The organism is Micromonospora sp. A200 (genome assembly GCF_029893845.1).
Taxonomy (GTDB): domain Bacteria; phylum Actinomycetota; class Actinomycetes; order Mycobacteriales; family Micromonosporaceae; genus Micromonospora; species Micromonospora purpureochromogenes.
On the sequence record NZ_JARXXY010000043.1, the window covers coordinates 20,246 to 46,061 of the forward strand.

Sequence of the window (25,816 nt, forward strand, 5' to 3'; positions counted from 1 at the left end):
CGGTGTCCGGGGGACGACCGCCGCGCGGGCCGGTGACGCCGGCTCCGTGATGCCCGCGGCGACCGATGGCGCCGCCTCGGTGGCCGTCGTCGGCTCGGGCAGCCACGCTGGCTGCACGCCGGCTTCCGGCGGCGGCGTCGGCGAGGCCAGTGGTAGGCGCTGCACGGTGCTGGCCGAACCCGGGGGCGGGACCGGCGCCGCGCGCAGCAGGTCGTACGCCAGACCGGCCGGCGCGTCGGGGCTGACGAGGTGGCCGGGCGCGGTGTGCAGGGTCGGGTCCTGCCGGGTGGTCAGCCGGGCCTCGAAGCGGTGCGGATCGGTGAGCAGGCCCGGGTCGCTGTCGAACGTCCGCCGCGGCGGTGGCAGGGCCCGCCAGCCGACGTCGGCGGGCCCGGCGTCGGGAGACGGCGTACCCGTTGCTGCTCGCTCGGCCTCGGACGGCGTGTCCCGGCGGCGTCGGCGCAGGAGGTCGCGTAGGCCCACTTACTCGCCTTCGTTCATGCGGGTGTTGATGCGCGCGATCTGCTCGACGTAGCGCAGCCGCTCCTCGTGCGTGAGATCGAGGATCTCCTGCTGCGGCCAGTGGAAGTGGTAGGCGACGTACGCGACCTCCTCGTAGAGCCGGTCGGCCGCGTACGTCACGATTCCCCCGGGCGACCACCGGCGATGTCCACCTCGAAGCTCGCGTCGCAGGCGGGACAGGTCACGGCGGCGCGGGTGTGGCCCTCCGCGTTGATCCGCCGGTAGAAGTCCTGCAGGAAGGCCAGGTCCGAGGCGAACAGCTTCTCCACCAGTTCGGCATGGACCTCGGTGATGCTGCCGATGCGGGTGATGACCAGGCTGAGGAGCACGACCGACAGGTACGCGGGGTTCTGCTTGACGCGCAGGTCGATCAGCGGTGCGAGTTCGTCGCGAGCCCTGGCCAGCCGCATGCTCCCGTGGCGGTGCACGGTGCCGGAGTCGTCGACGTACCCGCGCGGCAGTTCGAACTCGAACTCCGTCTGCAGCTTCGGCGGCCGCGTGGTCCGCGCCGGTGGCGTCCCCGGCTCCGCGCCGGAGCCGTGGTCGTCCTCGGCCCGTTCGGCGAGCGCCAGCGTGGACACGGTACGTCGTCTCATGAGGTGGTGATGTCCTCGAACACCACGGTGACCTTCTCCGTCGCCGCCGACGGCTCGCCCGCCTTGAGGCTGGGCCCTTCCCACTTGCTCACCCAGGCGTTCTTCATGTCGAAGCGACGCTGGTTGGAGTTCTCGGGGTCGACGAGGATGACGCTGATGTTCTTCCGGGCGGCGGTGACCGCGCCCTTCTCGAAGGTCTGCTTGATCCACTCGGTGAACGAGCTGCTCTTGTCGAGCCCGCGCGTGATGGTGACCTCGCCGCCCTTACGGGCGCCGGGCAGCTTCCGGATGATGTACTCCCCGGTGGGGGTCACCTGGTTCACCTCGATCGCGTCCAGCTCGACCGTCAGGCCGCTGACCTCCTGGACGGACTCCACCTGGATGCCGCCCAGCTCGACCTGGAACTTGTGGACAATGAGGGTGTCGCCGGTCTCGGGCATGTGTCGCTACCGCCTTTCGGGTCTTACTCGCTGACGAGGCTGGTGCTGTCGGAGAACTGGGCCAGCCGGAAGACGACGAACTCCGCGGGCTTGACCGGGCAGATCCCGATCTCGCACACCACCTGGCCCCGGTCGATCACCTCCGGCGGGTTGGTCTCGCGGTCGCACTTGACGTAGAACGCCTCGGCCGGGGAACTGCCGAACAGGGCGCCCCGCCGCCACTCCTCGAGGAGGAAGGCGGAGATGTTGCGCCGGATGGTGCCCCAGAGCCGTTCGTCGTTGGGCTCGAAGACCACCCACTGCGTGCCCAGCAGGATCGACTCCTCCAGGTAGTTGAACAGGCGGCGGACGTTGACGTACCGCCATGCCGGGTCGGAGGAGAGGGTGCGGGCCCCCCACACGCGGATGCCCCGCCCGGGGAAGGCGCGCAGGCAGTTGACGCCGGCCGGGTTGAGCAGGTCCTGCTCACCCTTGGTGACGTTGTTCTGCAGTTCGATCGCGCCGCGTACCACCTCGTTCGCCGGCGCCTTGTGCACCCCGCGCTCGGTGTCGGTGCGGGACCACAGGCCGGCGACGTGTCCGCTCGGCGGCATGAACCGGTTCTGCCCGGTCGCCGGGTCGAAGACCTTGATCCAGGGGTAGTACAGGGCGGCGTACTTCGAGTCGTAGCCCGCTTCCTCCTGCCGCCAGGTAAGCACCTGCCGGGCCGTCATCTCGGGCAGCGGGTCCAGCAGCGCCATCCGGTCGCCCATCTGCTCGCAGTGCGAGATGACCGCGAGCTGCACGGCCTTGACGTCCTCCGCGCTGACCAGCCCCTGCTCGTACCCGCTCATCAGGTCGGGCACCGCGACCATCGTGATGTCGTCGATCGCCTCCAGGCCGCCGAAACCGGTACGCGCGTCGGGGTCCCCGACGTACTCCTCGGTGGACAGTGCGGCCGGTACGACCTCGGCGGGCGTCGCCAGCGTCGCCAGCGTCACCGTCTGCTTGGCGGGGCGCGCCAGGGCGTTCGCCGGGGCGGCCTCCTCGACGGTGATGAGCCGCGACCGCTCCTTGACCTGCGTCACCACGTACGCCTTGGTGTTCTTCTTGGACGAGACGTCGTACGTCTCCACCACCGTGCCGTTCTGGTGCACCAGCAGCCTGAACCGGTCCTCGCCGGCGCCGTCGGCGTCGGCGTCGGTCACCTCGACGGTGATGTTCCCGCCGCTGGCGGGCAGCGCCGTCACCTTGAACGTGCCGAGCGCCGCCGGTTCGCCGGCCGGCAGCGCGCGAGGCCCGTCCTTGCCGGCCCCGTCGCCGCGGTCGCGGCCCTGCCCGTTGCCGGGGCTCTGCTCGCCCACCCGGACCACGTAGCAGATGCCACCGCCGTTGGCGAAGTAGCCGTACACCGCGCGGCCCAGGTACGCGCCCTCGACGACGTCCCCGAAGACCTGGACGTACTGGCTCCACGTGGTGACCAGGGTGGGGGTGTGGAACGGTCCCTTCTCGGCGAGTCCCACGAAGGCCGCCACGGAGGTCCCCACGCCCTCGATGGGGCGGGAGCCGCTGGGGACCTCCTCGACATAGACACCGGGGGACAGGTACGACGGCATGAACGCTCCTTTTCCGGCGGTGGTCTGTCCTCCGTAGCCTTCCGGTCACGTGGCGCGTCCGGAAACGGCCGGGTGGGCGTGGACCGGGGCATGGTCCGGTTCCCGAAAGGGCAGGGATCCGGCACGCGTCGCCCCCGTTCAGGCACGTCAGAGCGGGGTGAAGTCGCTCGCGCCCGGTCTGCGGCAGGCGGTGATGAAGGACCGGGGGATCTCCGCGAAGAAGTCCATCTCCTGGGTGGCGCCGATGGGTCCGATGACGGCCGCGGTCGCCGTCCCCAGGGAGGTGCTGTTGGCGTAGATGGCCGGCTTGGCCAGGATCCTGCTTCTCGCGGGCGGTTCCTGCTCGAACCTGTACCAGCCGCTGACCTCGATCTGGTAGAGGTGCCTGTCGTTGCTGGCGTAGCCGCCGCACTCCTGGTCCAGCGCGGTGGATACCAGGCGCGGGTTGTTGTTGCTGACATGGTCCTGGGCGTAGGCCCTGGGATCGTTGAGGAACGCGGCCAGCTCGGTCGTGACGGACGCGGAGCGGAAGGAGCTCATCCCTCGCGAGAGGTCTTCGGGGGCCCGCCGGTCGGCGCGGAAGAAGCGCAGTGGCCCGGCGTCTCCCTTGAGGAGGTACCCGTGTTCGGGAACCGCGGGCTGCGGCGGTGGCGCCTCCTCGGCGGTAGCGGCCTCGCTGGTCTGACCGACCCTCAGGTGGGCGGGTTTGACCGGCACCGGCGGCGGCATGGTCTGCACGGTGACGGGGCCGTCGGGGGCGGCGGCCGCGCTGGGCGCCTGCACGGGGCGTTGCTGGTCGAGCGGCGCCCGCATGACGTGCCGCGCGTTAGCCTCGGCGGCGCGTTCGTAGTGGTCGGAGGGGTCGGAGATGCTGAGCCCGTTGCCGGCGTCGGTAACGGCCACGGGGCCTTGGCGCTGCTGGACGACGTGGGTCAGTTCGTGGGCGAGGGTGTGCCTGTCGCCGCCGCCGTCGCCGATGACGACATGCTCCCCGGAGGTGTAGGCGCGGGCGCCGATCTCGTCCGACGACCGCCGGGCCGCGGCGTCGTCGTGGACGCGTACCGACGAGAAGTCCGCGCCGAGGCGGGCCTCCATCTCGGTGCGCAGCGGCTCGGCCAGGGGCCGCCCGGCTGACCGCAGCACATCGTGCACCGCCGACCGTTGGACGGTGGCCGCTGCGGTGTCCTGGCCCTCGGGGCCGTGACCGCAGGAGGCGGGGTGGGTGTGCCGTTGGTGCAGCATCTGGACGACCGCGGCGTTGCCGACTGAGCGTTGGAGCGCCTGGATCGAGCGCGGGTCGAGGGCGCTGCTCCGACCGTCCGGTGCGGTGACCGGTACACCGGCGGCCGGAGCCCGGCGCAGCGCGCTGCTCCGACCGCTGCCGGGGTCCGGTCGTTGTTCGTGGTCGCGCATGATCACTCCTGTCACCGGCCCCGGGCGGGAGCCGGGGGTTGAGAGGTACGTGTCGATCGCACCGTCGACGCTTCCCGGTCTCGCCCACGAGCCGGTCAGGTCGCCTTCTTCTCGTACTTGGCGCCGGCCTTCTCCCACAGTTCCGGCCGTGGCGGTGACAGCAGTTGACCTCGGTGTGCCGTCCGGTGTTCCGCGTCGGCCGCTTCCAGAAGCTCGGCCAGCCGCTGCCAGTCGTAGCTGCCGGCAGTGATCATCCGATCGACCTCCACCAGGTGGCTCGAGCGTGGAGTCATCCGCCCGTCGACATGGTTGGGGTCGAACCCGCTGCCCGGGTCGGTCCGACGGATGTCGGAGGCGGGGCCCATCTCGAGGTTGGCCGGCATGTTGTAGAGGAGCTTTTCGTGGCCCGTCGAGCCGACCCGGTCCGTCAACTGCTCGAGGAACGTGAACAGGGGGTCCGAGGCCGGCCGGGCCGCCTCGGCCGCCGCCAGCAGCTCCTTGAGGTTGCTCCGCGAGATCTTGTGGTGCAGTGTCGTCTGGCTGCCCCACTGGTTGGCCGGTGTCTCCCGGAGCGCGGCGTGCTCGGCCGTGGTCCTGCTGGAAGCCCAGTCGCTCCGGCCGCCGCTCACCTGGTAGCCCGGCCGGTTCGCCCGCTGCGCGAACTCGTCCGCCACCTGTGCGGCGAGGTCGTCCAAATCGGCGTCGACCTGATCTCTGTCGAGGAAGATCGTCATGTCGTCGGGGTTCAACAGCCCCACGGCCGCCAGGAGGTCCTGTCGCGGGTTCTCCTCCAGTTCCGCGAATCCCTCGACCCGGTCGCCGATCTGCCGCATCACGTACTCGTAGTCGGATTCGGCCGGCGCGGCGGGCGCTGCCTCCACAGCCGACGAGCCGCCCGCGGAGGACGACCCCGCGGTCTTCTTCCTGCCCTTGTCTTTCTTCGGCATACGCTGCACCGTCCCCGGACCGTCGGCTGCGCCGCCGGAGCCGGTCGTCGCCGGGTCAGGCCGGGCGGCCGACGCGGGCGTGGACAGCGGTCGGGCCATCGCGCGAGCGGCGTTCGCCTCGGCCGCGCGCTCGAAGGCGTCCGACGGATCCGACACCCGCAGGCCGTCGTCGGTCGCTGTGCCGGTCACCGGACCGGACCGCTGTTGCACCACGTGGGTCAGTTCGTGTGCCAGCACGTGTCGCCCCGCCGCCGACGACGGGTCGAATCTGCCGCGCTGGAACGCGATGTGCGAGCCGGAGGTGAATGCCTCGGCCTGCACGGATTCAGCGGCGGCGTGTCCGGCCGCGTCGGTGTGCAGCCGGACGTCGGAGAAGTCCGTGCCCAGCCGCTGCTCCATCTCCGCCCGCACGTCGCCGTCGAGCGGCCGACCCGGGTTGCGCAGGACGTCGTGCACCGCCGAGCGTTGCACCGGGGCGGCGTGCCCGCGGGCGGCGTCGTTGCGGTGCTCGTCGCGGCCGAGCAGCCGCGCCACCGCGGCGTTGCCCGCCGTGCGCTGCAGCGCCAGCACCGCCTCCGGACCGGGTAGCGGACCGGGTGCGGACTCCGACGGCGGCCGCCGGTGCGGCGTCCGGACCGATGGTGGGGCCGATTCCGGCCCGGATTGATGGGCATGCATGACTTGTCCTCTTCGCCGCGGATCCAACCCCTGTCCTCACGCTGTCCCCGCCGACTGGGGCGTGCCAGGGACCGCCGGGCGTGGTCGAGGGCAGTCGCCGCTGCCCGAACGGGCAGCGGCGCGTCGCCGTCACCTCGTCCGGCGACTAGCGCTCCTGCAGCGCTCCCCGCCCGATGCGTAGGTGCGGCCCGAACTCGCTCTCCAGCAGCAGCCGCCCGAGCTTGCCGTACTCGCGCCGCACGGCGGCCATCAGGTCGTCGGTCGTCACCGCCCGGTCCGCCCCCGCGGCGAGGTACGCGGCGGTGACCGCGCACGCCCGGATGCTGCCCCCCGCCAGCTCGAACGCCCGGGCGCAGAAATCCAGGTCGAGATCCTCGGCGCGGGGCAGCGCCGGGCCGAGGCAGCGGTCCCACAGGGCGCGCCGCTGTCCCTCGTCCGGCAGCGGAAAGTCGACGATCACGTCCAGCCGCCGGGTGAACGCCTCGTCGAGGTTGGCCCGCAGGTTCGTGGTGAGGATCGCGACCCCGTCGAAGGACTCCATACGCTGCAGCAGGTAGGCGCTCTCCAGGTTGGCGTACCGGTCGTGGGCGTCCCTGACCTCCGAGCGCTTGCCGAAGATGGCGTCGGCCTCGTCGAACAGCAGGACTCCGTTGACATTCGCGGCTTCGGTGAAGATGCGCTCCAGGTTCTTCTCGGTCTCGCCCACGTACTTGTCGACCACGGTGGACAGGTCCACCACGTACAACTCGACGCCCAGGTCGGCGGCGACCACCTCGGCCGACATCGTCTTGCCCGTGCCGGAGTCGCCGGCGAACAGCGCCGTCACGCCGCGACCGCGCCCGCCGCCGGGGCGCATCCGCCACCCGCCGAGCACCCGGTCGCGGTGGCGTACCCGCATGGCCAGCTCGCGTAGCTGCTCGAGAACCGGGTCGGGCAGGACGAGGTCGACCCAGCCGACGGCGGGTTCGACCCGCCGGGCCAGCTTTTCCAGCCCCGCCCCGTTCTGCGACCGCACCCCGGCGCGCAGGTGCTCGGGCCCGACCTGCGCTGCGCCCTCCAGCAGCGCCCGGTGGCCGGCCGTCTCGGCGGCGCGCCGGACCTGGTCCGGCGTGAGCAGGTACGGGGCGAGCTCGCGCTCGGGGTCCAGGTCCGCGCCGGCGGGGGTGCCCGCCCGCGCACCGAACCCGGCCCACCACAGTGCGCTGCGGTCCCGTACGGTCATCGGCTCGGCCGCCACCAGCAGCGGGGAGCGTTCGGCCCAGAAGGGATCCCACCCGGTGCGGCCGGTGAGCAGGACGGGTACGGCCAGCGCGGCGAGTCGGCGCAGCAGCCGGGAGCCGCCGGGCCTCCCGGTGGGGTCCAGCGCGTCCACCGGGCCGGCGACCAGCCCTCCGCCGCGCAGCCGCGCCTCGCGTGCGGCGGCGGCCAGCGCCTCCTCCGGCGCGGGGTCGGCGGCCAGTGCGTCGAGGTCGAGGCGCAGCACCGGAGCGCCGGTCGCGGCCAGCGCCGCCGCGGCGAGCGCCTGCGCCGCCGCGCCGGGCCGCTCCCGCACGTACGCCAACCGCAGTCCGTCGCGGATGGCGGCGGCGAGCCGCTCCGCCGACGCGGGCCGCCAACCCGGGTCGGGCTCCTCGTAGCGGGCGAGGCCGGCCAGCCGGGCGTCGCCGGTGTCGTCGCCGAGCAGATGGGCGGTGACCCGGTCGGGCACCCGCAGCGCGCGGGAGAGGAAGGGCCGCTCGGCCGCCTCCTCGACCAGCAGGAGACCGCCCGCGACCAGCGGCGCGGACGCGGCGAAGCGGCCACGCGCGGTGGCCGAGGAGGGGACGGCGCCGCACAGCTCGAGTGCCAGCCCGATCGACGCCCGCCGTCGGGTCACGTCGTCGTTGAGGTAGCCGTACAGCCGCTCGAACCGGGCGTCGACGTCGGGCAGGAGAGCCAGCAGCAGCAGTTCGACGTCCAGTGGCGCGAGCCCGAAGTCGCGGGCCAACCGGCGCAGTCGCGGTTCGCCCTGGTGCGCGTCGGTGTCCGCCTCGACGGCCAATCCCTCGCCGTCGTCGTCCCGGGGCGGCGGCGTGGCGGTGTCCAGCAGCCGGTCCGCCATCTCGTCCGACACGTACAGGCCCCGGAACGCGTCGTCCGGCGCCGGATCGGCGCGGCGGCGCTCGTCCACGGCGCGCCGGACCCGCCGCTCGATCAGGCGGAGTCGGGCGAGCAGGTGGGTCGCGGGCATCGCGGGGGCGGTCACCGCTGTGAGCCGCGGATCGGGGATCCGGACCCGTCGCGGTGTCGCGCGGCGCCTCGGGTGCGGCGTGCGCCGACCATCGACAGGGCAGATCCCTGCTCCGCGTCGCCGGGACCGGCGGGCGACGCGACCGGGTCGCCGTAGCGCAGGGCGGCGGTCTCGACCGGCCCGTCGGCGGGGTCCGCGGTGCGTAGCCGCAGCCCGTCGACGACCGGCTGGGCGGCGAGTGTCCGCCGGGCCGACAGGGGCGCGACCACGACCAGGTCCAGCGACGGCTTCAACTCTCCACCGAGCGCCGACCACACGTCGGCGAAGGCGCGATCCTCCCCGGGTGGCCGGGCGACGGTCATCGGCACGGTCAGGCCGAGCGTCGCCAGGGACCCCGTCAGCCGTGCGGGCGGCAGCGCGTCGTGCCGGATCAGCGTGCCGAGCAGCGTCGCCAGCAGGCGGTGTTCGTCCTGGGCGCGGTTGGTCCACGCCGTCACCAGGTACGACAGGGCGAAGTACCGCGCGGGGTCGTGCAGCGCGACCGTGGCACCCCGATCGTCGTACTCGGCGATGGCGCCCTGTCTGCGGCGCGCGAGGTCCTCCCGGATGTCGTAGAGGTACAGGTTGACCGTCGGTGCGTTGCGCCGCGCGGCCCACTCCCTCGTGGGCGCGTCGAACGTGACCTCGACCCCCGTGCCGGCCAGCGCGTCGTCGGTGACCAGTCCGCGCAGGGCCTCGTCGACCTCGTGGATCACCCGGTCACCACCGCCGGTTGACGTGGCCGGGCGGCTGCAGCGGCGGCAGCACCACCCGGAACGGGGTGGTCACCGGGGCGAAGCCGGTGCCGGACGCGGTGATCTCGCGGGGGCCGAGCCGATCCTTCGGCAGCACCAGCAGTTGGGCGGCGAAGGTGCCGTCCGGTGCCGCCACGGCCGGTGCGGTCGCGGCGGTGATGCCCACGTTCCAGGCCAGTCGCACCCGGGCTCCGGGGGGAAAGTCGGTGCCGCGTACCGAGGTGACGAAACCGGGTGGTCCGATCGCCGGCACGGCGACGATGCGCGGCTGCAGCACCCGCAGCGGCGCGCTGGCGGTGTCATTGGCCGGGTCGGCGTTGCCGCCGGTGGTCGTGACGGCGCCGGCGACGGTCGCGGCCAGGGCCGCGTCGGGCGTCAGCACGAACGTCACCGTGGTCGCCCCGCCCGGGGCCAGATCGGGCAGCCGGCATCCCGCCTGCGGGGCACACCCCGGCGGCGAGGCCGCGACGCGGACGCGGGGCGGCAGCGTCGGGTTCAGCCGCAGGCCCGTCGCCCGCTGCCCGCCCGCGTTGCGCACGGTGTAGGTGACGCCGGCGGAGCCCCCCACGTACGCGGGTGCGGGGGTGACCGAGACGGTCAGCGCCGGGTCCGCCGGTGCGGTCGGTGGCGGCTGCACGATCCGCACGTCCGTGCGAGCCCGGTTGTCCGCCGGCACGGCGTCGGTCACTCCCGGGTTCACCGACCACGAGAGCGGGAAGGAACCGGCGGCGATCCCGGTCAGCTCGACCCGTACGGTCAGCGTGCGGCCGACGCCGATGGCCTCAAGGTCGCAGCCCGCTGGGGTGAGCCGGCACGTCCCCCGCTCCGGCACCAGCGCGGTGAGCTGCACGCCGGACGGCACGGTGAGGTCGAGCCGCACGGCGGGCGCGGGGCTCGGCCCGCGGTCGGTGACCGACAGGGTGAAGGCGGTGCGGCCACCGACGGTGGTTGTCGGGGGTGTGGTCACGACGGCGGTCGCGACATCGACCGACCGCTGCCAGGTCGGCTCCTTCTGTCGACCGGGCAGCGCGCCGGTGATCGACGCGAGGCGGCCCGTCGTCATGTCGTAGACGTGCAGCGCCTCCGGCGAGTTCTGGTCGCGCTCGCGCCGGGCCGAGAAGACCAGCCGCTGTCCGTCCGGCGACCAGCTCACGTCGCGCGGTTGGAACGGGCCGTCCGGCTGCGGTGGAACCGGGGCGGCGCAGGAGGCCCCGGAAGGCGGGAAGAGCAGCCGGCAGCGGGTGCCGTCGACGTCGGTGAGGACCAGCCCGTCCTCCCGGCGGTTGAACGCGATCTGGCGGCCGTCCGGGGCGAAGGCCGCGCTGTCGTCGACGACGTCGCAGTCCCGCCCGCAGACGGCGCGCGTCAGGTCCCGCTGGTCGAGGCCGTCGGTGGCGTTCGCCGTCCAGACGTGGGCGCGGCTGGCCTCCTCGTTGTAGCGGCCCCGGGTGAACGCCAGCAGGGCGCCGTCCGGGGACCAGGCGGGTTGGGTGTCGTCGAGCCCCGCGTACGGCGGGGGCGTCGGCACGGCCAGCAGTTGCTGCCCGGTGGAGGCGTCGACCACGATCACCCGCGCCGGGCGGCTCGGTCTGTTGCGCACCAGCGCGATCCGGCTGCCGTCGGGGGACCACTCCGGGTCGCGCTCCAGGTCGTCCGGACCGCGACCGGCCACCGGCAGCAGACGTGGCGAGGTCCCGTCGGCGTCGACGGTCCAGATGCGCTGGACGCGGCGCCCATCCACCGTCTCGAACCGGCTCACCGCGATGCGGCGCCCGTCCGGGGAGTACGTCTGGCGTTCCGTCCACGGGTCGCCCTCGGTCGGCTGCCACATGAACCGGGAGTCCCGCTCCGCTTTGGGATCCTCGCGCAGGATCGACAGGCGCAGGTCGCGTGGATCGACCCCGTCGGGGCGGATGTCCTGCAGGGTGGCGGTGCGTCGGTCGGGCGCGCTGTTGCGGATCACGATCAGCGACGGGGACGACTCGCCGGGCGCGGTGTAGAAGGCCGGGAAGCTCAGCTGCCGGTCCTCGGCCAGGCGAAGCTGCGCCGTGCAGGAGCAGCCGTCGTCGCGAGGCACCCCGGTGTAGACCAGGTCGACCTGGCCGAGCGGACCGCCGTCCGGTGGGGTGCGGCTGACGAACGCGAGCGTGGAACCGTCCGGTGACCAGGCCGCCTCGCGGCTCTGCCACTCGACCGGCAGCAGCAGACGGTCGCCGGCGCCCGACGGTGACACCAGATGGATCTTCTGGTTGGTGGAGCTGTCCGGATCGCAGGTGTAGGCGATGCGGTCGTGCGCCGGGTTCGGGTCCCAGGCCGGCTGGCCCGCGCCGGTGGGCTCGCTGGTCACCTGCGTGACAGCGCCACCGGCGACCGGTATCCGGTAGACCTGCGGCACCTCGCCGCCGCGCCGCCCCTCGAACGCCAACGACGTGCCGTCCGGCGACCAGCTCGGCCACCGGTTGTCGCCGACTCCGTCGGTGACCCGGCGCAGTCCGGTCCCGTCGACGCCGATCACGAAGATGTCGTGCCCGGCACCGCCCCGGCCGGCGCCCGAGTCGAACGCGACCCGGGTGCCGTCCGGCGAGATCGTCGGATGGGCCTCGCTGGACGTGTTCACGGTCAGCCGCAGCACGGGGCCGTCGCCGCGGCGCAGGTAGACCTCGGTGGTGGTGGCGTCGCGCCGGCTCACCCAGGTGATCGTGTCGCCCCGCGCCGACACCTCGTCGTCGAAGTGGTCCGGGCCGATCGGGAAGAACGGCAGCGAAACAGCGGCCCCGCCCTCTCCGCGGACCACGCCGATGCTGCGGTGCTTCGTGCCGGCGTACGCGATGCGCTCCTCGGCCACCGGTGGCGTGGCCGGTGCGGGCCGGGGCGGCGCGGCCGGCGGTGCCGACGCGGCCAGTCCGGGCAGCATGACGGCGGCCGCTGTCGTTGCGGCCACGATGGTGGGCGTTCGGCGCTGACCTCGCAACGGGACCTCGGCAGGCGGTGCGGTGGACGGCAGGGGCAGGCGCGGCTCCCGACCCGTCCGCACGACGCTTGGCGGAGGCCGCACCACATCCGTCCATACTCGACGCGGTGGCGTCGGGCGGCAGGGGCCCGACGGGCACGGCCCCGGGCAGGAGCCGCGACCCGATCGGGCACCCTCCGGACGCCCGGGTGCTGCCGACGGCTCAGATGAGCCCCTGCCGCAGCGCGTACGCGACCGCGTGCGTGCGGTTGCGCAGGCACAACCGGCTCGTGATGTCGTGCAGCACGTTCTTCACCGTCCGCTCCGAGTACGACAGCTTCTCCGCGACCTCGCGGGTGTCGAACCCGTCGGCGAGCAGGCGGAGCACGTCGATCTCCCGCGTGGTCAGCCCGAGCAGCGTCAGGCCACGCGGGTCGAGCACCTGGCGTTGCAGCCGTCCCATCTGTGCCAGCAGTCGGCCCAGCAGGTCCGCGGGGATCGCCCCCTCGCCGCGCACCGCCGAGCTGACCGCGTGGACCAGGTTCTCCGCGCTGGCCTCCCCGCGGCGTACGACGCCCACCACCCCGCACTCGACCGCCGTGGCCAGCCCGGCGTCGTCGATCCGCGCCGGCACCAGCACGAGCTTCGCGGTGCTGGTCCGGCCCAGCCGGCGCAGCTCACGGGCCGCCGCCTCGTCGAGGCTGTCCACGACCACGAGCGCGACCGCCGCGTCCTGCGCCTCACCGGGCGCCAGCATCCGCAGCTCCGGACGCGACCGTAGCTGGCTCTCCACCCCCTGCCGCGAGATCGGATCGTCGGCGTGGACCCAGACCGGCACACGGTTCATGGAAACCTCCCCATCGCTGGGCGCCCACTCGGCAGCCCGCGGCGCAAGGGTGGGGGGAGCGGCTTTGCGTCCACCTAACGCCGGCCCGGACGGGCACCCGGCCTGCCCGTGAATGTTCCCGTAAGGCGGGTTTCCCCGTTCCCGCGTGGGCCTACAGTCGGCCGACATGAGCGCATCCGCCAACCTGGCTCTCACCGAGGTCGCCGTCGCGCCGGGCGGCGAGGCACAGGTCACGATCAGCGTCCGCAACACGGTGGACATCGTCGAGGCCTACCGGTTCGAGATGGTCGGCGTGCCCGCAGAGTGGGTGACGATCGACCCGCCGGTCCTGTCGCTCTTCCCGGGCACGGCGGAGACGGTGACCGTCACGTTCCGGCCGCCGCGCTCGTCGCAGGTGCCCGCCGGCGGCATGCCGTTCGGGGTGCGCGTGCTGCCGTCGGAACATCCCGAGGCCGCCGTGGTCGAGGAGGGGACGCTCGTCGTCCTGCCGTTCGCCGATGTCGCCGCGGAGTTGCGGCCGCAGGTGCGCGACGGGCGCTGGCGCGCCCGCTACCGGCTGGAGACGGAGAACCGCGGCAACCTCACGGAGCAGCTCACCTTCGCTGCCACCGACACGGCCGAACAGCTCACGCTCGCCCTCCGGCCCGCGCGGGCGACTCTGGCGGCCGGCGAGCGGCTCGATGCCGTCCTCGTGGTGCGGGCGAAGAGCCTGCTGTGGCGGGGCGAGCCGAGGCATCTCCCGTTCCGCACGCAGGTGCTGCGGGAGGACGGGGTGGCCTGCACGGTCGACGGCACCTTCGTGCAACGGCCGATTCTCTCCGCGTGGCTGCTCAAGCTGCTGGCGCTGCTGCTCGCTCTGCTGTTGCTGCTGCTCGCGCTCTGGTTCGGTCTGTTGCGACCGGTGGTGCGTTCGGCGGCGCGGGAAGCCGTCGACGGGACGGTCGAACAGGCCGCGGTGCAGGCCGCGGACCGCGCTGCGGACCAGGCGGTCGACAAGCAACGGCGGCAGACACCCGAGGCGCCGAAACCGCCGGCGGGGGGCGGCACGGAGGACGGTGGTGGCCGCAACGGTGGTGGTCGCAACGGCGATGGCGAGACGCAGTTCTCCACGGCGATCTCGTTCCGCACGAATCCGGGCGGCTCGGCGGAGCGGAGTTACACGGTTCCTGCCAGGAAGATCTTCCTGCTCACCGATTTTCTCGTGGACAACCCGCAGGGCGACGAGGGCACGCTGAGCGTGAGCGCCAACGGCGTGAAGATCGTGACGTACGGGCTGGAGAACTTCCGCGAGCAGGATTACCACTCCGTGACGCCGATCCGGGTGCCGGCCCGGGCCCAGGTGACGCTGACGGTGGCCTGCCGCAGGCCGGGCACCCCGGTCAACGCCAGAACGCCCAGCACGTGCTCCGAGTCGCTGTACGTCAACGGGATCATGGCGGAGGCGCCGTTGCGTTGAGGGATCGACGGACGTGTTGAACCCTTCTCGGTCCGAGGTCAGATCGCCAGGGCGAGTTCGGTGAACGCCGCGGCTACTCGCAGAGCGGGCGGGGCGTCGACGGCGAGTTCGTAGTGTCGGCGGCGCAGGTTCTGCATGAAGGCGTGTCCAGCGATGATTACCTGTGCTGTCTTCTCCGTTCGCAGCCCGCGCATCGGTTTCAATCGGTGTTTGAGCTGGCTGTGATCAGCCTCGATCGGATTGTTGGCGTACTGCTCGACGTGGTGCCACGCCTGCGGGATCAGCTTGTCGAGGACGCCGGGGTAGACCGCGGCGGCGTCGGTGACCACCTCGGCGGGTGTCGCCTTCAACGTCGATAGCGCCCGTCGGAAGAACCGCCGGGCCGCGTCGGCATCACGGCGGGCCGAGACGAGCACGTCGATGACCTGCCCGTACTGGTCGACCGCCCGGTACACGTACCGCCATACGCCGTTGACCTTGACGTACGTCTCATCGACATGCCGCCTGTCGCCAGGCGAGTGGCGGCAGAATCGGGCGGCGTCGGCCAGCAGCGGGGTGAACCGCTGCACCCACCGGTAGACCGTAACGTGGTCGACCTCCACGCCGCGCTCGACCAGCAACTCCTCAACGTCCCGATACGACAGGTTGAACCGCGGATACCAACGCACCGCGACCACGATCACCTCCGGCGAGAACCGAAACCCGGCGAACGCCGACTTCGGAGGCAGCCACGGCCAGGACGGGTCGATGACTTACTGCTCAAGCCTGCCTCGATCTTGCCAACGTTCAATGCAACGGCGCCGTTCGTTGACCTCGGCCCGTCCCGGTTCCTGCCCTGGAAACGGGCTCGAGAGGATGCAACGAGCGGCGAGGTCGACCTCGCGCCCTCAGTCCGGAGGTTCGTACTGGCGGACCACCCGGTCGATGCGGCGGTCGGGGACGATCCACATGATCGCGATGACGACGAAGCACGCCATGGCAATCCAAACTCCGACATGCCCGCTCCGGTCGATCGTCAGGGCGCTGAGGATCCCGGCGACGTGGAACGCTACGGAGATCCTGCCCTTGCGGTCAGTGCCGACGGCCTGGCGCAGCGGCGACTCCGGTCCCTGCCGCCGGATGATCACCGCCTGGAGCACGAAGTAAGCGACGGCCGCGCTGAGCAGGTTCAGACCGTAGATGACGACCGGGATCTGCTCGAACCTCGATTCGGACACCCAGGCTGTCGTGAACGGGAACAGCGACAGGCAGAACAGCAGCGCCAGGTTTGCCCACAGCACACCGCCACTGACCCGCCGAACCAGGTGGAACATGTGGTGGTGGTTGTTCCAGTAGATGCCCACATAGACAAAGCTGAGGAGATACGTCAGCAACCCGACGCCGGTCGCGTGGACGAGGTCGGAGAGATCGTGACCCTCCGGCACCCTCAACTCCAGCACCATGATCGTGATGATGATGGCAAGCACCCCATCACTGAACGCCTCCAGCCGACTGGTCCTCACCGCGCCACCCCTCTCCTTTCGACACTTGGATCCCGCTTCGAACGCCCCCATGAGCGCCGTCTTCAGCGGGCGATGGAAGCCACCAGCGCCGCGATCGCAAAGAGGAAACAGCCGACGTGGTGATGATGTGCTTGTGTTCGTGGGCGCGCAGGTGGACCCCGATCGCTCCCAGGAAGAACAGAACCAGTTTCGACCGCGGCCGCGACGCCGATGTACCGGATACCCAGAAGCCCAGGCAGGAGGCCCACGGCCCCGGCGACCTTGAGCGAGGCGAGCATCGGGAGCCAGGAGCTCGGGACACCGACTTTGATCGAAATGACCAAGGCAAAACTCGACCGGGCGAAGTCAGCCATGGCGGCGCCGACATTGCTTTTCCCCGGATGGGTAGGTGCCCGAGGTCCGCTGCTGCGCCTCCTGGGCGGCTGCCCGCAGCCGTTCGTGCTCGCCGTCGGTCTCAGGCGGAAGCCGACATCGCCTCGCGCGTCTACCCCTGCTCGACAATCGCGGTATCGCCGTCGTTCGGGCTGAACCAGGTGCGGATGCTAGCGAGCGCGGTAGGGCCGTAGTCCTCATCCACGCTCCCGGCGAGGTCCGCGATGGATATCGCTTGTAGGGCGGCGCGCCAGGCGGCGTCGGCGCCGGCCATCGCGCGGGAGATGGGGCACGGCCGGGTGCAGGCCTCCGGCGGTGTCGCCAGGGGGCCGCGCTGGCGGATCTCGGTGCAGACGAACGCGGGCTGAGCGCCGTCGACGGCTGCGACGACGTCGAGGATGGTGATCAGTTCGGGCGCCCTGGTCAGGACGTATCCGCCCGCCTTGCCCTGGACGGAGGTCACCAGGCCGGCGCGGGAGAGTGCCTGCAGCTGTTTGGCCAGATAGCTGCCGGAGACGTCATGTAGTTCCGCGAGCCGGGCAGCGGGCACGGGTTCCGTTGCCGTGGTCAGCACCACGCAGCAGTGCAGTGCCCACTCGACGCCACCTGACAGCTTCATACGACCCCCGGCTTGACTCGGACACACACTATCCGACTAATGTCTCGGACAGAAAGTGTCCGAGTTCGGGGATGCGTCCTCGATGAAGTTGGCGTGCCCCCGCGCACGCCGTGGAAGGGTGAGAGCCATGAAGCTCACAGTCGTCGGTGGTACCGGACTGATCGGCTCGCAGGTGGTCCAGAAGCTGACCGCGGCCGGGCACGAGGCCGTCCCCGCTGCGCTGTCGACCGGCGTCGACCTGATCACGGGACAGGGCCTGGACCAGGCGCTGAAGGGCGCCGACGTCGTGGTCAACGTCGCTAACTCGCCGACCTTCGACGAGGCCTCCCTGGGCTTCTTCCGTACCTCCATGACCAACCTGCTGGCCGCCGGGGAGCGTGCCGGCGTCCGTCACCAGGTGATCCTCTCGATCGTCGGTGTGGACCAGGTGCCCCAGCTGGACTACTACCGCGCCAAGACCCTGCAGGAAGACCTGCTCCGGCAGGGACCCACGCCGTACTCCATCGTGCGGGCCACCCAGTTCTTCGAATTCATGAACGCCGTCCTGTCCTGGACCTCCGACGACAGCACCATTCGCCTGCCCGCCACCCGTATTCAGCCGATGGCCGCCGCGGACGTCGTCGACGCGGTCGTCGACGTCTGCACCGGCACCCCGCTGCAAGGCATCCGCAACGTCGCCGGCCCGGACGTCTTCGCCCTCGACGACCTCGGCAAGGTCACCCTGGCCGCACAGCACGACGACCGGACCGTCGTCACCGACGACAAGGCAGGCATGTTCGCGGTCGTCGCCGGTGACGTGCTCATCGCGGGCCCGGACGCACACCTGGCACCCACGCACTACCAGGACTGGATCCAATCGGCCCGCTAACCCGGGCACTCGGCCCTTCAGCGGATGAACCATCGGACGGCGGCCGGCACGCCGAGTTGCTGCGACCGGCCCTGGCCGAGGCCTTGTCGTGCGTCGGACGCCCATGCGGCGTGCGTGCAGTAAACGAGTTGGTCGACTACCAGGCATGATCGCGACAGTCGCTTGCTCGGTCCGCCTGACCTACCGCATCTGCTCCTCCCTTGCCCGGACGCACGACAGGGGAGGAGCAGGCCGAAGGCGCAGGGGTCATACACCGACATGTCGCGCGGGCGTAGCGGACCTGGTGGCGCCATCGCCGGTGCTCGAACGCCACGTCGGCGTCGATCTCCACCACCAGGGTCGATTCGACCTGCGCGTACCGCAGCGGCTCCTGCCGGTCCAGTTGCCCAGACCAAGCGGCGGTGGCCCTAGGCAGTGTCTTCAAAGGATCTTGGTGCCGGATGATGTAGCGCGTGGGTCGTCGCTACGAGTTGTCGGACGTCGAGTGGGAGACATTGTCGCGGTATCTTCCGTCTGCGGTGACGGGCGGTCGACCTCGATCGGATGATCGGCGGGTGTTCAACGGAATCGTGTGGAAGATCCGGGCCGGCGCGGCCTGGCGTGACGTGCCCGCCCGCTACGGTTCCTGGCAGTCGATCTACACGCGTTTTCGCAGCTGGGCCTTGGACGGGACGTTCGCGCGGATGCTCGCCGGGGTCCATGCCGAAGCGGATGTGGCCGGGGACGTCGACTGGTTGGCGTCGGTGGACTCCACACGATCGTGCGGGCGCACCAGCATGCCGCTGGCCCAAAAGGGGCGCCAGGAAACGGACGAAGCACAAGATCACGCCCTTGGCCGATCCCGAGGTGGACTGACGACGAAGATCCACCTCGCCTGCGACGGTGCCGGGCGGACCTTGGCGTTCGTGCTCTCCGGCGGCAACGTCAACGACGGCACCCGCTTCACTCATGTCCTCACCGGCATCCGCATCGCCCGACCCGGTCCAGGTCGGCCCCGGGTCCGCCCGGACCGCGTCATCGCCGACAAGGGCTACAGCTTCAAGGCCATCCGAGCTGAGCTACGCCGCCGCGGCATCGGGCACACGATCCCCGAACGCGCTGACCAGCAGGCCAACCGCCGCCGGCGGGGCAGCCGCGGCGGCCGGCCTCCGGTGTGACGCTGCGGCACTGCTTGAGTCGGTTGAAGCAGCGCTCGACGACGTTGCGGCGCTTGCCTGGTACGACAAGACCGCCACGTCGTACCAGGCCACGGTCACCATCGCCGCGCTACTGCAACGGTTGTGAGCCTTTGAAGACACGGCCTAGCGCAGCAGTCGTCCGGCGAGGAGCAGCACCAGGGTGAGAATCTTGATCAGCTCCAGCGCCACGTACCACAGGTGCAGCGTGGAGGCGGGCGGCTGGTGGCCGTCGATGATCAGCTGGGCACGCCGGTCGAGCAGCGGCCGCAGGACGGCGGCCTGGGTGAGCAGGACGAGCCAGAGGGCGCCGATCCCCGCCCAGCGGGCCGCGCCGATCGACGCCCCGAGCACCGCCACGGTCAGCCCGGCCAGCAGGACGAACTCGACCGCGTTCAGGGCGCGGAAGACCAGTCGCCCGATGCCCAGGCCGATCGGCAGGCTGACGCCCGGTGCCCGGAACTTCAGCGGCGCCTCGATGAGCGAGATGGCGATCACCATCCCCAGCCAGAGGAAGGGAACGGCCAGCTGGACGATGTCCCGGAGCCTGGTCATGAGCGGACGGGTCCTTTCTCCGTGGGGGTGAGCCGGGCGACGCAGACGCCCGGTCGCGCGAACGGGATCAGCTCGGCGGCCAGGCCCGGCGCCGCCGCCTCGACGACCTCTCGGAGCAGGCCGCGGTGCATGGCGCAGACCACGTCGGGGTGGCGCTGGGCGACCTCCAGGAACGGGCAGGCGTGCAGGTCGATCTGGACGGTGGCGGAATCGGCCGCGCGCTCCGGCTCGAAGCCCAGCTCGGTGAAGAGGGCGAGCGCCCGGGCGGTGGCGACGCCCACGGGATCGGCGCCGGGCGGTGCCGCCGCGGAGCGGCCGTCGCCGCGCAGCCAGGAGCGGCCGGCCTGCTCGGCCAGCTCACCCGCGCCCCGGTCGTCGAGCTGGGCCGCCAGCACCTGGCTGAGGAACTGGTACCCGGTCGACGGCGCCGGCGGCGTGACGCTGCGGTAGACCGTGTGCGGGCGTCCACGACCGCGCCGCGGGCCGGGCCCGCTGCTGACGAAGCCCGCCTCGACCAGCACCTCGAGGTGGAAACGGACCGTGTTGGCGTGCAGTCCGGTGACGGTGACCAGCTCGCTGACGCCGGTCGGGCCGTCCGCCGCGCGGAGCGTGTCGAGGATCCGGCGCCGGCTCTGCACGGCGAGTGCGGCGTAGCTCACGTCTTCCACCACGCGCCTATTTTATACGATGGGCATAGTGAAAAGGAGGGTCCCATGGCCGACATCGCCGACCGCGCCGACATCACCGCCCTGGTGACCGACTTCTACCGCCGGGCCTTCGCCGACGACCTGCTCGGTCCGGTTTTCATCGACGTGGCTCGGATGGACCTCACGGCCCACCTGCCGACCATGTGCGACTTCTGGGAGACCGTGCTGTTCCGCACCGGCGCGTACCACGGGAGCGCCTTCCGCCTGCATGTGGACCTGCACCGACGGGAGCCCCTGGTCGAGCGGCACTTCGACCGCTGGTGGGAGCTGTGGTGCGGCACCATCGACGACCGGCACGCCGGCCCCAAGGCCGAGCTGGCCAAGGCGCAGGCCGGCCGGATCGCGCAGTCGATGCTGCGGCGCCTCAACGGCGGCACCGGCAGCGAGCACCACACCATTCGGACCCGCCAACCCTCGTCCTGACCGGGCCCCGCCACGTACAGGTCGACTCGTCCGTCGCCCACCAGGTCGGTCGCGCTCATCTGGTGGCTGACCTGCCATTGGCAGCCGGCGGCCGGATGTTGGATCTCAGGACCTGGCACTCGGACCCCACTGGTGGCCCGGGGTGAATCGGTCCGCCTGGGCGCGGGAGTCGACAGGGCGGCGATCCGGGGTGGTGCTCCCTGCCCGGACATCGCCAGGCCGGCATGACCCTCCAGATTGTGTCGGTGGGCGCGGCGCCTCCGCCAGCGCAGCCGGCGGCGGAACATCAGAACCCCGGCACGACCCTCGATCCGATGGCGACCCCCGGCACCGACCTTCGCCGCCCGCGACGCCGTCGCGCCACCCAGTCCGACCGGCACCATGCACCGCCGTGAGCTGCACGTCAAGGAGATCCAGCGAGAGATGGCCCCGGGCGTGCTGTCGCAATAGCAGAGAGGGGAGAAAATCATGGACAGGTTACGACTCGTTGCGCAGGTCGCGATCCCGTTCGTCTGGTTCGGAATGGTGGTGGCCATTTCTCTGATCGAGGCGCCGTTGAAGTTCCGCGCTCCCGGGATCACCCGTGCTCTCGGGCTCGGCATCGGACGCCTGGTGTTCCGCGCACTCAATGTGGCGGAGCTGACGCTGTTCCTCCTGCTTGCTCTGGCGCTGGTCGGCGCTGGCGCCGGGGCAGTTCGATGGACGCTCGTCGCGGTCACCGGGGCGGTCCTGCTGACCCAGGCCTTCGTCATGCGACCCCTGCTCGACGTACGGGCGCAGCAGATCATCGCCGGTGGGCAACCAGTCGCCTCCCACCTGCACGTGGTATACATCGCCATGGAAGCGATCAAGCTGGTCACGGTGGCGTGGTTGGGCATCTCGCTGGTCCTACGGCTGCGCTGACGACTTCCGCCGACCACACCGGCTGGCGGCCCGAGATCGGTATTCTCGCTCTATCCGACGCCGTCAGGTACGACGTTCCGGCATCTGCCGAGGCGGTGGCGTCGTTCCGGTTGAACAGACAGGTGGGCGACAGGTGCAGAAACTCAGCCTGGACGCGCTGGCCCGCGAGCATAGCGAGCGGGCGGCGGCATCCGAGTCCGGTCGCAGCGCCGAGACCGTCTTCGGCGGACATGAACGTACGCTGCGACAGACGATCATCGCGTTGCGTCGCGGGGTCGAGCTCAGCGAGCACGAGAACCCGGGCCAGGCGACAGTGCTGGTGCTGCGGGGGCGGGTCGAACTTATCGGTTCCGCGGCAAGCTGGACCGGACGCCAGGGGGACCTGATCCTCGTGCCACCGGAGCGGCACCGCCTGGTCGCCCACGAGGACGCGGTGGTATTGCTGACAGTGGCAAAGCTCGGTCAGTGAAGACGGTCGGCCCGCCCTCCCCCCGCTCCCGCACGGGCGACGGCCACCGCCGGGCTGAACGGTCACCGCGACCGCACGACCTCATCGGGCACGACGGGATCGCCCAGCAACAGCTCCGTATCCTCGACGCACGGCGACCCGGAAGTCGAAGCCGTCACTGTCGATCTCGACCACATGAGGCAGCGCCAGCGCCAGCTGACGAACATCGTCGGCGTCGGCCATTGAGGCCGCTCCAGCACACCGCCCCCTGCATCCGTAAAGCCTAACCACCGCGCCGGACCGCCGGCCCGCAGGACTCGACAGCGAGACGATCCGCCGGTAGCGACAGTGCCACCAGCGGACCGTGCAGAATCAACAGATTCATCTGCCGCGATCCGCGCGCTACACAGCGTTACGCCGAGCTGGCCCGGTTACCGTCCGGACGTGCCGATGTGCGCGCAACTGACCTTGCTTCAAGGCGCTTCTCCAATGTCAGGCGATCGCGCGGGTGCGGCCGCCCCGCACGGCCACCAGCGTCGGGCACGACCCGAACCACACCAAGGTTCTCCACCGAGACCACTGGGCGAGCCGGCCGATCCGCCCACCTGCCCCCGTCCCGCCTCGGAGCCAGACAGCGCTTCCGCAGGTGCCCACGCCGACTAATCGAGCCCGTGTGGACGGACATCGTGGCCGCTCGTCCTGACGGCGCCCGACTAGAATTCACGCCACATCAGGCGCGACCTGCCGATTCTCGGTGTCGCTGCCACTTCCCAGTCTTGCAACTAGCCCATCGTGAACCCGGTCAACGTGCCGTCCACGCGGCGTGGCAAGCAGACGAGTGACCAGGTCCACTCACCGCCATGGGATCGACGACGGATCATGTGCTACGGTAGCCTAGTTGCAGTTTTGATTTCCGTAGACGTTTTCCGGCGCCTGATGGGGCATCTGAAACCCATCCAGGCGCTTTTCGTTTTTCGTGTCGTTTCGACGCGGGTGATCAACGCGGCGGCGTAAGGGTCCGCACAGTGCGGTCTCTAACAGCCTGCGAAGGAGCAGACATGACTACAGGTACCGTGAAGTGGTTCAACGCCGACAAGGGCTTCGGCTTCATCAGCCCGGACGACGGCGGCGCCGACGTCTTCGCCCACTTCTCCGCGATCTCGGCGAGCGGCTTCCGCAGCCTCGACGAGAATCAGAAGGTGGAGTTCGACATCACCCAAGGCCAGAAGGGCCCGCAGGCGGAGAACATCCGCCCGCTTTGATCCACACTCTGCGAACGGCGGCCCGACTGGTTCAGCGGGCCGCCGTTCGGCGTTTCATGCGCTCACCACGGCATCGCGAAAATCGTCCGATCGGCAGAAGGCCGGCCATCTCGGTGTGGAGTCAGCTCAGCATTGCCCCCGTGTTCTCTTCTCTGGATCGATTCGGACCTCGGGCGCTAGTCTGCACAGGCCGACTGTCAGCTCGCCCAAGCCGCGCCTCTGGCTCATGAACCAGACAGACCCAGACATCGACCCTTATCGCTAACGAGCCGAATTCCGCATCGCCGCCGCCCTGACGGTCGAGGCACGTACGGTCGCGGTCCAGGTGGAGCACACCATGGTCGGACTCGACGCCTCGCCTCCTGATGACTGTCAGACAGCCGGGACCCGGGGTGCGCGGCGTTACATCCTGAAGGGTTGATGACTATGACGACGACCTACTCGGGTCCTGCGAGGCTGATCCTGGTCGACGGCGCATGCATATCCGGCATGGCTTCCCTCAGTACCAACCAGCGCGGAGGACTCAACGGCTGGGGCGGCACGTTCCGTCCGGACGAGATCACGACAGACCTTCGCAACGCAGTCGAAGGGCTGCAATTGGAACTGCCCTACGATCGGATGGGGACAGTCGCCGTCACCGGCATACGCAAGCTACTCGCCACGCAGGTGTTGATGTCGTTGGCAGGCCGCGGACCCGCACCATTCTGATCGTGCGCCGCACGGCCGCCGCTACATCGCCGCCGCGACGCGGTCACTCTGCTCTGACGCAGCGACCAGGGCAGGACCGTGTTGATCGGTAGACTCTGACAGGAACCGTTAACTCTCATGCCGCTGGCCGGGCGTCGAAAGCTCAACGAGTGCGGTGCGTCCGACTCTGCCGATGAGGCGCGTGCTCAGTCTTGGTCTCCGGCCTGGCGCTCTCGGCAAGAACCCTGCTGAACATCGCAAGGTAGCTGTCATGAGCCAAGGACAAACCTCCGAGTGCGTCTTCCGTGAACCACTCGATGGCATCGTGTTCGTCTGGCGCAACGTTGACCGGAGACCCCGTCCACGCTTCGATCAGCCAGATCTGCATGTCGAACGTGTCGGCACGAACTTCTTGCACAGGCGGACCCAACGGCGCCGCGATGTCGATGCCAAGCTCCTCTCGAAGCTCTCGAGCAAGTGCCGCGCCCGGAAGTTCCCCGGGCTCCACGTGGCCACCGGGAAGATCCCAGACGTCGGGATACCAACGGCGCCGGGGAGATCGGTGACATAGCAGTATCCGGTTGCCGTCCCGCACCAACGCCGTGACGATGCGAGCCTTGGGGGAGTCTTCCGCGGAGATCGACACAGGCGCATTCTGCCACCCCTCGTGAGCCGACATTGTGCCGTGCCGAACGTCGGCCGGCATACTGATCTGCCGCAGACCGCGCGCCGGGTCAGCGTCCGCTCGTGCCGAGAAGCGGATGCAGGGCATGAGATCACCAAGGATGATCGTTATGGTGACGGCATGGCAACTGGTTCCCGTCTTGCTGTGGTGTCCGGTGGTGGCACCGGCATCGGTAAGCAGATCGCTCGCATGTTCGCCAGCCAGGGCGATCGGGTAGTCGTCATCGGCCGGCGGGAGGAGCTGCTGCGTCAGGCGCGCGCTGAGATCAACGAAGCCACCGGGGCGGATCACGTGATTCCGGTCAGTGCGGACCTGACCGATCCGAAGCAGGTTCGTGGTGCCGCCGCGCGGATTGCCGAGCTGGGCGCTGTCGACGTACTGGTCAACAACGCGGGGGCGATCATCAGGCCGCCGGCGGACGAAAGCCTCGAAGCGCTCGCGAGGTCGTGGCAGCATGACCTGAACATCAACCTGCTCACCGCGGTACTGCTGACCAACGCGCTCCTGCAGCAGCTGAGCCGGCCCGGCGGCCGCCTCATCATGGTGAGTTCCGCCGCCGCGCAACGTGGAGGGGCCGGGTCGCACTCAGCCGGCTCATACGCTGCGGCGAAGGCGGCCCTGCACGGATGGGCCTTGGGCCTGGCTCGCCAGCTCGGCAAGGACGGCATCACCGTCAACGTCCTCGCGCCCGGCTATGTCCAGGAGACCGACATCTTCCACGGTCAGGACACCGCAGACTTCGTGACGGCGAAGGTGGCTGAAACCCTCGTCGGACGGGCCGGAACACCCGCTGATGTAGCAGCGGCCATCCGCTACATCTCCTCACCGGCCGCCGGCTACCTGACTGGGCAGATCATCGGTCTCAACGGCGGTGCCGTACTCGGCCGTTGACGGCAAACACCCTCAATCACAACCGCCCGGATTTGCCGCTACCCGTGCGGGCGCGGTGGTGGGCTGTTCCTGGTCAGGCGAGTGGTTATCGGCCGCGTGTGAGGGCGGCTGCTAGCGGTTACTTCGGCGCGCGGGGCCGCCGTATAGGTGGACACTGTTGTCGACATCGTGGTCCGGTTCGCCGCGCGGAAAGCGGTCGTGTGCAACATGGCCGTTGCTGACATGGACCGCCCAGTCCTCGTAATACCAGC

At 70.6% G+C, this 25,816-nt stretch carries 26 protein-coding genes; 9 read left to right on the forward strand and 17 right to left on the reverse strand.

Annotated elements, in window-relative coordinates; genetic code table 11:
* Positions 1–483 precede the first annotated feature (483 nt).
* The 10 genes from M2302_RS28790 to M2302_RS28835 form a co-directional block, all read right to left on the reverse strand.
* Positions 484–642: a DUF6760 family protein gene (locus M2302_RS28790; RefSeq protein ID WP_280840961.1), complete on the reverse strand. Its 159-nt coding sequence runs from the start codon at positions 640–642 to the stop codon at positions 484–486.
* A complete protein-coding gene (locus M2302_RS28795) occupies positions 639–1,118 on the reverse strand; it encodes a hypothetical protein (protein WP_280840962.1) in 480 nt (159 codons plus the stop codon). The genes M2302_RS28790 and M2302_RS28795 overlap by 4 nt, the downstream gene beginning before the upstream one ends.
* Complete coding sequence (locus tag M2302_RS28800; protein ID WP_210778695.1) at positions 1,115–1,558, reverse strand: phage tail protein; 444 nt, start codon at positions 1,556–1,558, stop codon at positions 1,115–1,117. The genes M2302_RS28795 and M2302_RS28800 overlap by 4 nt, the downstream gene beginning before the upstream one ends.
* Before the next feature lie 23 nt (positions 1,559–1,581).
* Positions 1,582–3,153 (reverse strand): phage tail sheath subtilisin-like domain-containing protein, encoded by a 1,572-nt coding sequence (locus M2302_RS28805; RefSeq protein WP_280840963.1) that lies wholly within the window; start codon positions 3,151–3,153, stop codon positions 1,582–1,584.
* A 147-nt stretch (positions 3,154–3,300) separates the two neighbouring features.
* The gene (locus M2302_RS28810) at positions 3,301–4,566 is read right to left on the reverse strand and encodes a DUF4157 domain-containing protein (protein ID WP_280840964.1); all 1,266 of its coding nucleotides are present in this window, start codon (positions 4,564–4,566) and stop codon (positions 3,301–3,303) included.
* Between the two features lie 95 nt (positions 4,567–4,661).
* Positions 4,662–6,083: a DUF4157 domain-containing protein gene (locus M2302_RS28815; protein ID WP_280840965.1), complete on the reverse strand. Its 1,422-nt coding sequence runs from the start codon at positions 6,081–6,083 to the stop codon at positions 4,662–4,664.
* Positions 6,084–6,336: 253 nt separating this feature from the next.
* A complete protein-coding gene (locus M2302_RS28820; protein ID WP_280840966.1) occupies positions 6,337–8,421 on the reverse strand; it encodes an ATP-binding protein in 2,085 nt (694 codons plus the stop codon).
* A gap of 11 nt (positions 8,422–8,432) precedes the next feature.
* The gene (locus M2302_RS28825) at positions 8,433–9,176 is read right to left on the reverse strand and encodes a DUF4255 domain-containing protein (RefSeq protein WP_280840967.1); all 744 of its coding nucleotides are present in this window, start codon (positions 9,174–9,176) and stop codon (positions 8,433–8,435) included.
* Positions 9,177–9,180: 4 nt separating this feature from the next.
* Positions 9,181–12,156: a hypothetical protein gene (locus M2302_RS28830; protein ID WP_280840969.1), complete on the reverse strand. Its 2,976-nt coding sequence runs from the start codon at positions 12,154–12,156 to the stop codon at positions 9,181–9,183.
* A 232-nt stretch (positions 12,157–12,388) separates the two neighbouring features.
* The gene (locus M2302_RS28835; RefSeq protein ID WP_280840970.1) at positions 12,389–13,012 is read right to left on the reverse strand and encodes a response regulator transcription factor; all 624 of its coding nucleotides are present in this window, start codon (positions 13,010–13,012) and stop codon (positions 12,389–12,391) included.
* A gap of 253 nt (positions 13,013–13,265) precedes the next feature.
* On the opposite strand from M2302_RS28835, the gene M2302_RS28840 reads away from it, so the two are divergent.
* Positions 13,266–14,468, forward strand: coding sequence for a hypothetical protein (locus M2302_RS28840; RefSeq protein WP_280840971.1), 1,203 nt, complete (start codon positions 13,266–13,268; stop codon positions 14,466–14,468).
* 38 nt (positions 14,469–14,506) lie between these two features.
* On the opposite strand, the gene M2302_RS28845 is transcribed toward M2302_RS28840, so the two are convergent.
* The 4 genes from M2302_RS28845 to M2302_RS28860 all read right to left on the reverse strand — a co-directional run bounded on the left by M2302_RS28845 (position 14,507) and on the right by M2302_RS28860 (position 16,961).
* On the reverse strand, positions 14,507–15,196 hold the full coding sequence (locus M2302_RS28845; protein WP_280840981.1) for an IS6 family transposase: 690 nt from the start codon (positions 15,194–15,196) through the stop codon (positions 14,507–14,509).
* A 159-nt stretch (positions 15,197–15,355) separates the two neighbouring features.
* Entirely contained in the window at positions 15,356–16,021 is a 666-nt protein-coding gene (locus M2302_RS28850; RefSeq protein WP_280840972.1) for a TMEM175 family protein, read from the reverse strand.
* 11 nt (positions 16,022–16,032) lie between these two features.
* On the reverse strand, positions 16,033–16,323 hold the full coding sequence (locus tag M2302_RS28855) for a DoxX family protein (RefSeq protein ID WP_280840973.1): 291 nt from the start codon (positions 16,321–16,323) through the stop codon (positions 16,033–16,035).
* 131 nt (positions 16,324–16,454) lie between these two features.
* Positions 16,455–16,961: an Rrf2 family transcriptional regulator gene (locus M2302_RS28860; protein WP_280840974.1), complete on the reverse strand. Its 507-nt coding sequence runs from the start codon at positions 16,959–16,961 to the stop codon at positions 16,455–16,457.
* Positions 16,962–17,088: 127 nt separating this feature from the next.
* Here M2302_RS28860 and M2302_RS28865 point away from each other — a divergent pair, with 127 nt between their 5' ends.
* Positions 17,089–17,829 carry an NAD(P)H-binding protein gene (locus M2302_RS28865; RefSeq protein WP_280840975.1) on the forward strand — a complete coding sequence of 247 codons (741 nt, stop codon included), beginning with the start codon at positions 17,089–17,091 and terminating at the stop codon, positions 17,827–17,829.
* Between the two features lie 518 nt (positions 17,830–18,347).
* A complete protein-coding gene (locus M2302_RS28870) occupies positions 18,348–18,986 on the forward strand; it encodes an IS5 family transposase (protein ID WP_280840982.1) in 639 nt (212 codons plus the stop codon).
* Between the two features lie 144 nt (positions 18,987–19,130).
* Here M2302_RS28870 and M2302_RS28875 read toward each other — a convergent pair whose 3' ends face one another.
* Positions 19,131–19,559 (reverse strand): hypothetical protein, encoded by a 429-nt coding sequence (locus M2302_RS28875; protein ID WP_280840976.1) that lies wholly within the window; start codon positions 19,557–19,559, stop codon positions 19,131–19,133.
* Complete coding sequence (locus tag M2302_RS28880; protein WP_280840977.1) at positions 19,556–20,230, reverse strand: helix-turn-helix domain-containing protein; 675 nt, start codon at positions 20,228–20,230, stop codon at positions 19,556–19,558. Before M2302_RS28880 ends, M2302_RS28875 begins: the two co-directional genes overlap by 4 nt.
* Before the next feature lie 42 nt (positions 20,231–20,272).
* On the opposite strand from M2302_RS28880, the gene M2302_RS28885 reads away from it, so the two are divergent.
* The 5 genes from M2302_RS28885 (at position 20,273) to M2302_RS28905 (ending at position 24,010) form a co-directional block, all read left to right on the forward strand.
* The gene (locus tag M2302_RS28885; protein WP_280840978.1) at positions 20,273–20,689 is read left to right on the forward strand and encodes a group III truncated hemoglobin; all 417 of its coding nucleotides are present in this window, start codon (positions 20,273–20,275) and stop codon (positions 20,687–20,689) included.
* A 468-nt stretch (positions 20,690–21,157) separates the two neighbouring features.
* Entirely contained in the window at positions 21,158–21,592 is a 435-nt protein-coding gene (locus tag M2302_RS28890; RefSeq protein WP_280840979.1) for a hypothetical protein, read from the forward strand.
* A gap of 133 nt (positions 21,593–21,725) precedes the next feature.
* Positions 21,726–22,061, forward strand: coding sequence for a cupin domain-containing protein (locus tag M2302_RS28895; RefSeq protein WP_210778567.1), 336 nt, complete (start codon positions 21,726–21,728; stop codon positions 22,059–22,061).
* A 1,037-nt stretch (positions 22,062–23,098) separates the two neighbouring features.
* Complete coding sequence (locus M2302_RS28900) at positions 23,099–23,302, forward strand: cold-shock protein (protein ID WP_013283833.1); 204 nt, start codon at positions 23,099–23,101, stop codon at positions 23,300–23,302.
* Between the two features lie 426 nt (positions 23,303–23,728).
* Positions 23,729–24,010 carry a hypothetical protein gene (locus tag M2302_RS28905; RefSeq protein ID WP_234038701.1) on the forward strand — a complete coding sequence of 94 codons (282 nt, stop codon included), beginning with the start codon at positions 23,729–23,731 and terminating at the stop codon, positions 24,008–24,010.
* 142 nt (positions 24,011–24,152) lie between these two features.
* Here M2302_RS28905 and M2302_RS28910 read toward each other — a convergent pair whose 3' ends face one another.
* Positions 24,153–24,635 (reverse strand): NUDIX hydrolase, encoded by a 483-nt coding sequence (locus M2302_RS28910; protein ID WP_280840980.1) that lies wholly within the window; start codon positions 24,633–24,635, stop codon positions 24,153–24,155.
* A gap of 159 nt (positions 24,636–24,794) precedes the next feature.
* Here M2302_RS28910 and M2302_RS28915 point away from each other — a divergent pair, with 159 nt between their 5' ends.
* Positions 24,795–25,565 (forward strand): SDR family oxidoreductase, encoded by a 771-nt coding sequence (locus tag M2302_RS28915; protein ID WP_280840983.1) that lies wholly within the window; start codon positions 24,795–24,797, stop codon positions 25,563–25,565.
* The last annotated feature ends 251 nt before the right edge of the window (positions 25,566–25,816 follow it).

Coding starts and splice junctions, on each gene's coding strand:
- M2302_RS28795 (WP_280840962.1), bottom strand. CDS start 1,118: ATGAGACGACGTACCGTGTCCACGCTGGCGCTCGCCGAACGGGCCGAG.
- M2302_RS28800 (WP_210778695.1), bottom strand. CDS start 1,558: ATGCCCGAGACCGGCGACACCCTCATTGTCCACAAGTTCCAGGTCGAG.
- M2302_RS28805 (WP_280840963.1), bottom strand. CDS start 3,153: ATGCCGTCGTACCTGTCCCCCGGTGTCTATGTCGAGGAGGTCCCCAGC.
- M2302_RS28810 (WP_280840964.1), bottom strand. CDS start 4,566: ATGCGCGACCACGAACAACGACCGGACCCCGGCAGCGGTCGGAGCAGC.
- M2302_RS28820 (WP_280840966.1), bottom strand. CDS start 8,421: ATGCCCGCGACCCACCTGCTCGCCCGACTCCGCCTGATCGAGCGGCGG.
- M2302_RS28835 (WP_280840970.1), bottom strand. CDS start 13,012: ATGAACCGTGTGCCGGTCTGGGTCCACGCCGACGATCCGATCTCGCGG.
- M2302_RS28850 (WP_280840972.1), bottom strand. CDS start 16,021: ATGGGGGCGTTCGAAGCGGGATCCAAGTGTCGAAAGGAGAGGGGTGGC.
- M2302_RS28855 (WP_280840973.1), bottom strand. CDS start 16,323: ATGGCTGACTTCGCCCGGTCGAGTTTTGCCTTGGTCATTTCGATCAAA.
- M2302_RS28860 (WP_280840974.1), bottom strand. CDS start 16,961: ATGAAGCTGTCAGGTGGCGTCGAGTGGGCACTGCACTGCTGCGTGGTG.
- M2302_RS28865 (WP_280840975.1), top strand. CDS start 17,089: ATGAAGCTCACAGTCGTCGGTGGTACCGGACTGATCGGCTCGCAGGTG.
- M2302_RS28875 (WP_280840976.1), bottom strand. CDS start 19,559: ATGACCAGGCTCCGGGACATCGTCCAGCTGGCCGTTCCCTTCCTCTGG.
- M2302_RS28885 (WP_280840978.1), top strand. CDS start 20,273: ATGGCCGACATCGCCGACCGCGCCGACATCACCGCCCTGGTGACCGAC.
- M2302_RS28890 (WP_280840979.1), top strand. CDS start 21,158: ATGGACAGGTTACGACTCGTTGCGCAGGTCGCGATCCCGTTCGTCTGG.
- M2302_RS28900 (WP_013283833.1), top strand. CDS start 23,099: ATGACTACAGGTACCGTGAAGTGGTTCAACGCCGACAAGGGCTTCGGC.
- M2302_RS28905 (WP_234038701.1), top strand. CDS start 23,729: ATGACGACGACCTACTCGGGTCCTGCGAGGCTGATCCTGGTCGACGGC.
- M2302_RS28915 (WP_280840983.1), top strand. CDS start 24,795: ATGGCAACTGGTTCCCGTCTTGCTGTGGTGTCCGGTGGTGGCACCGGC.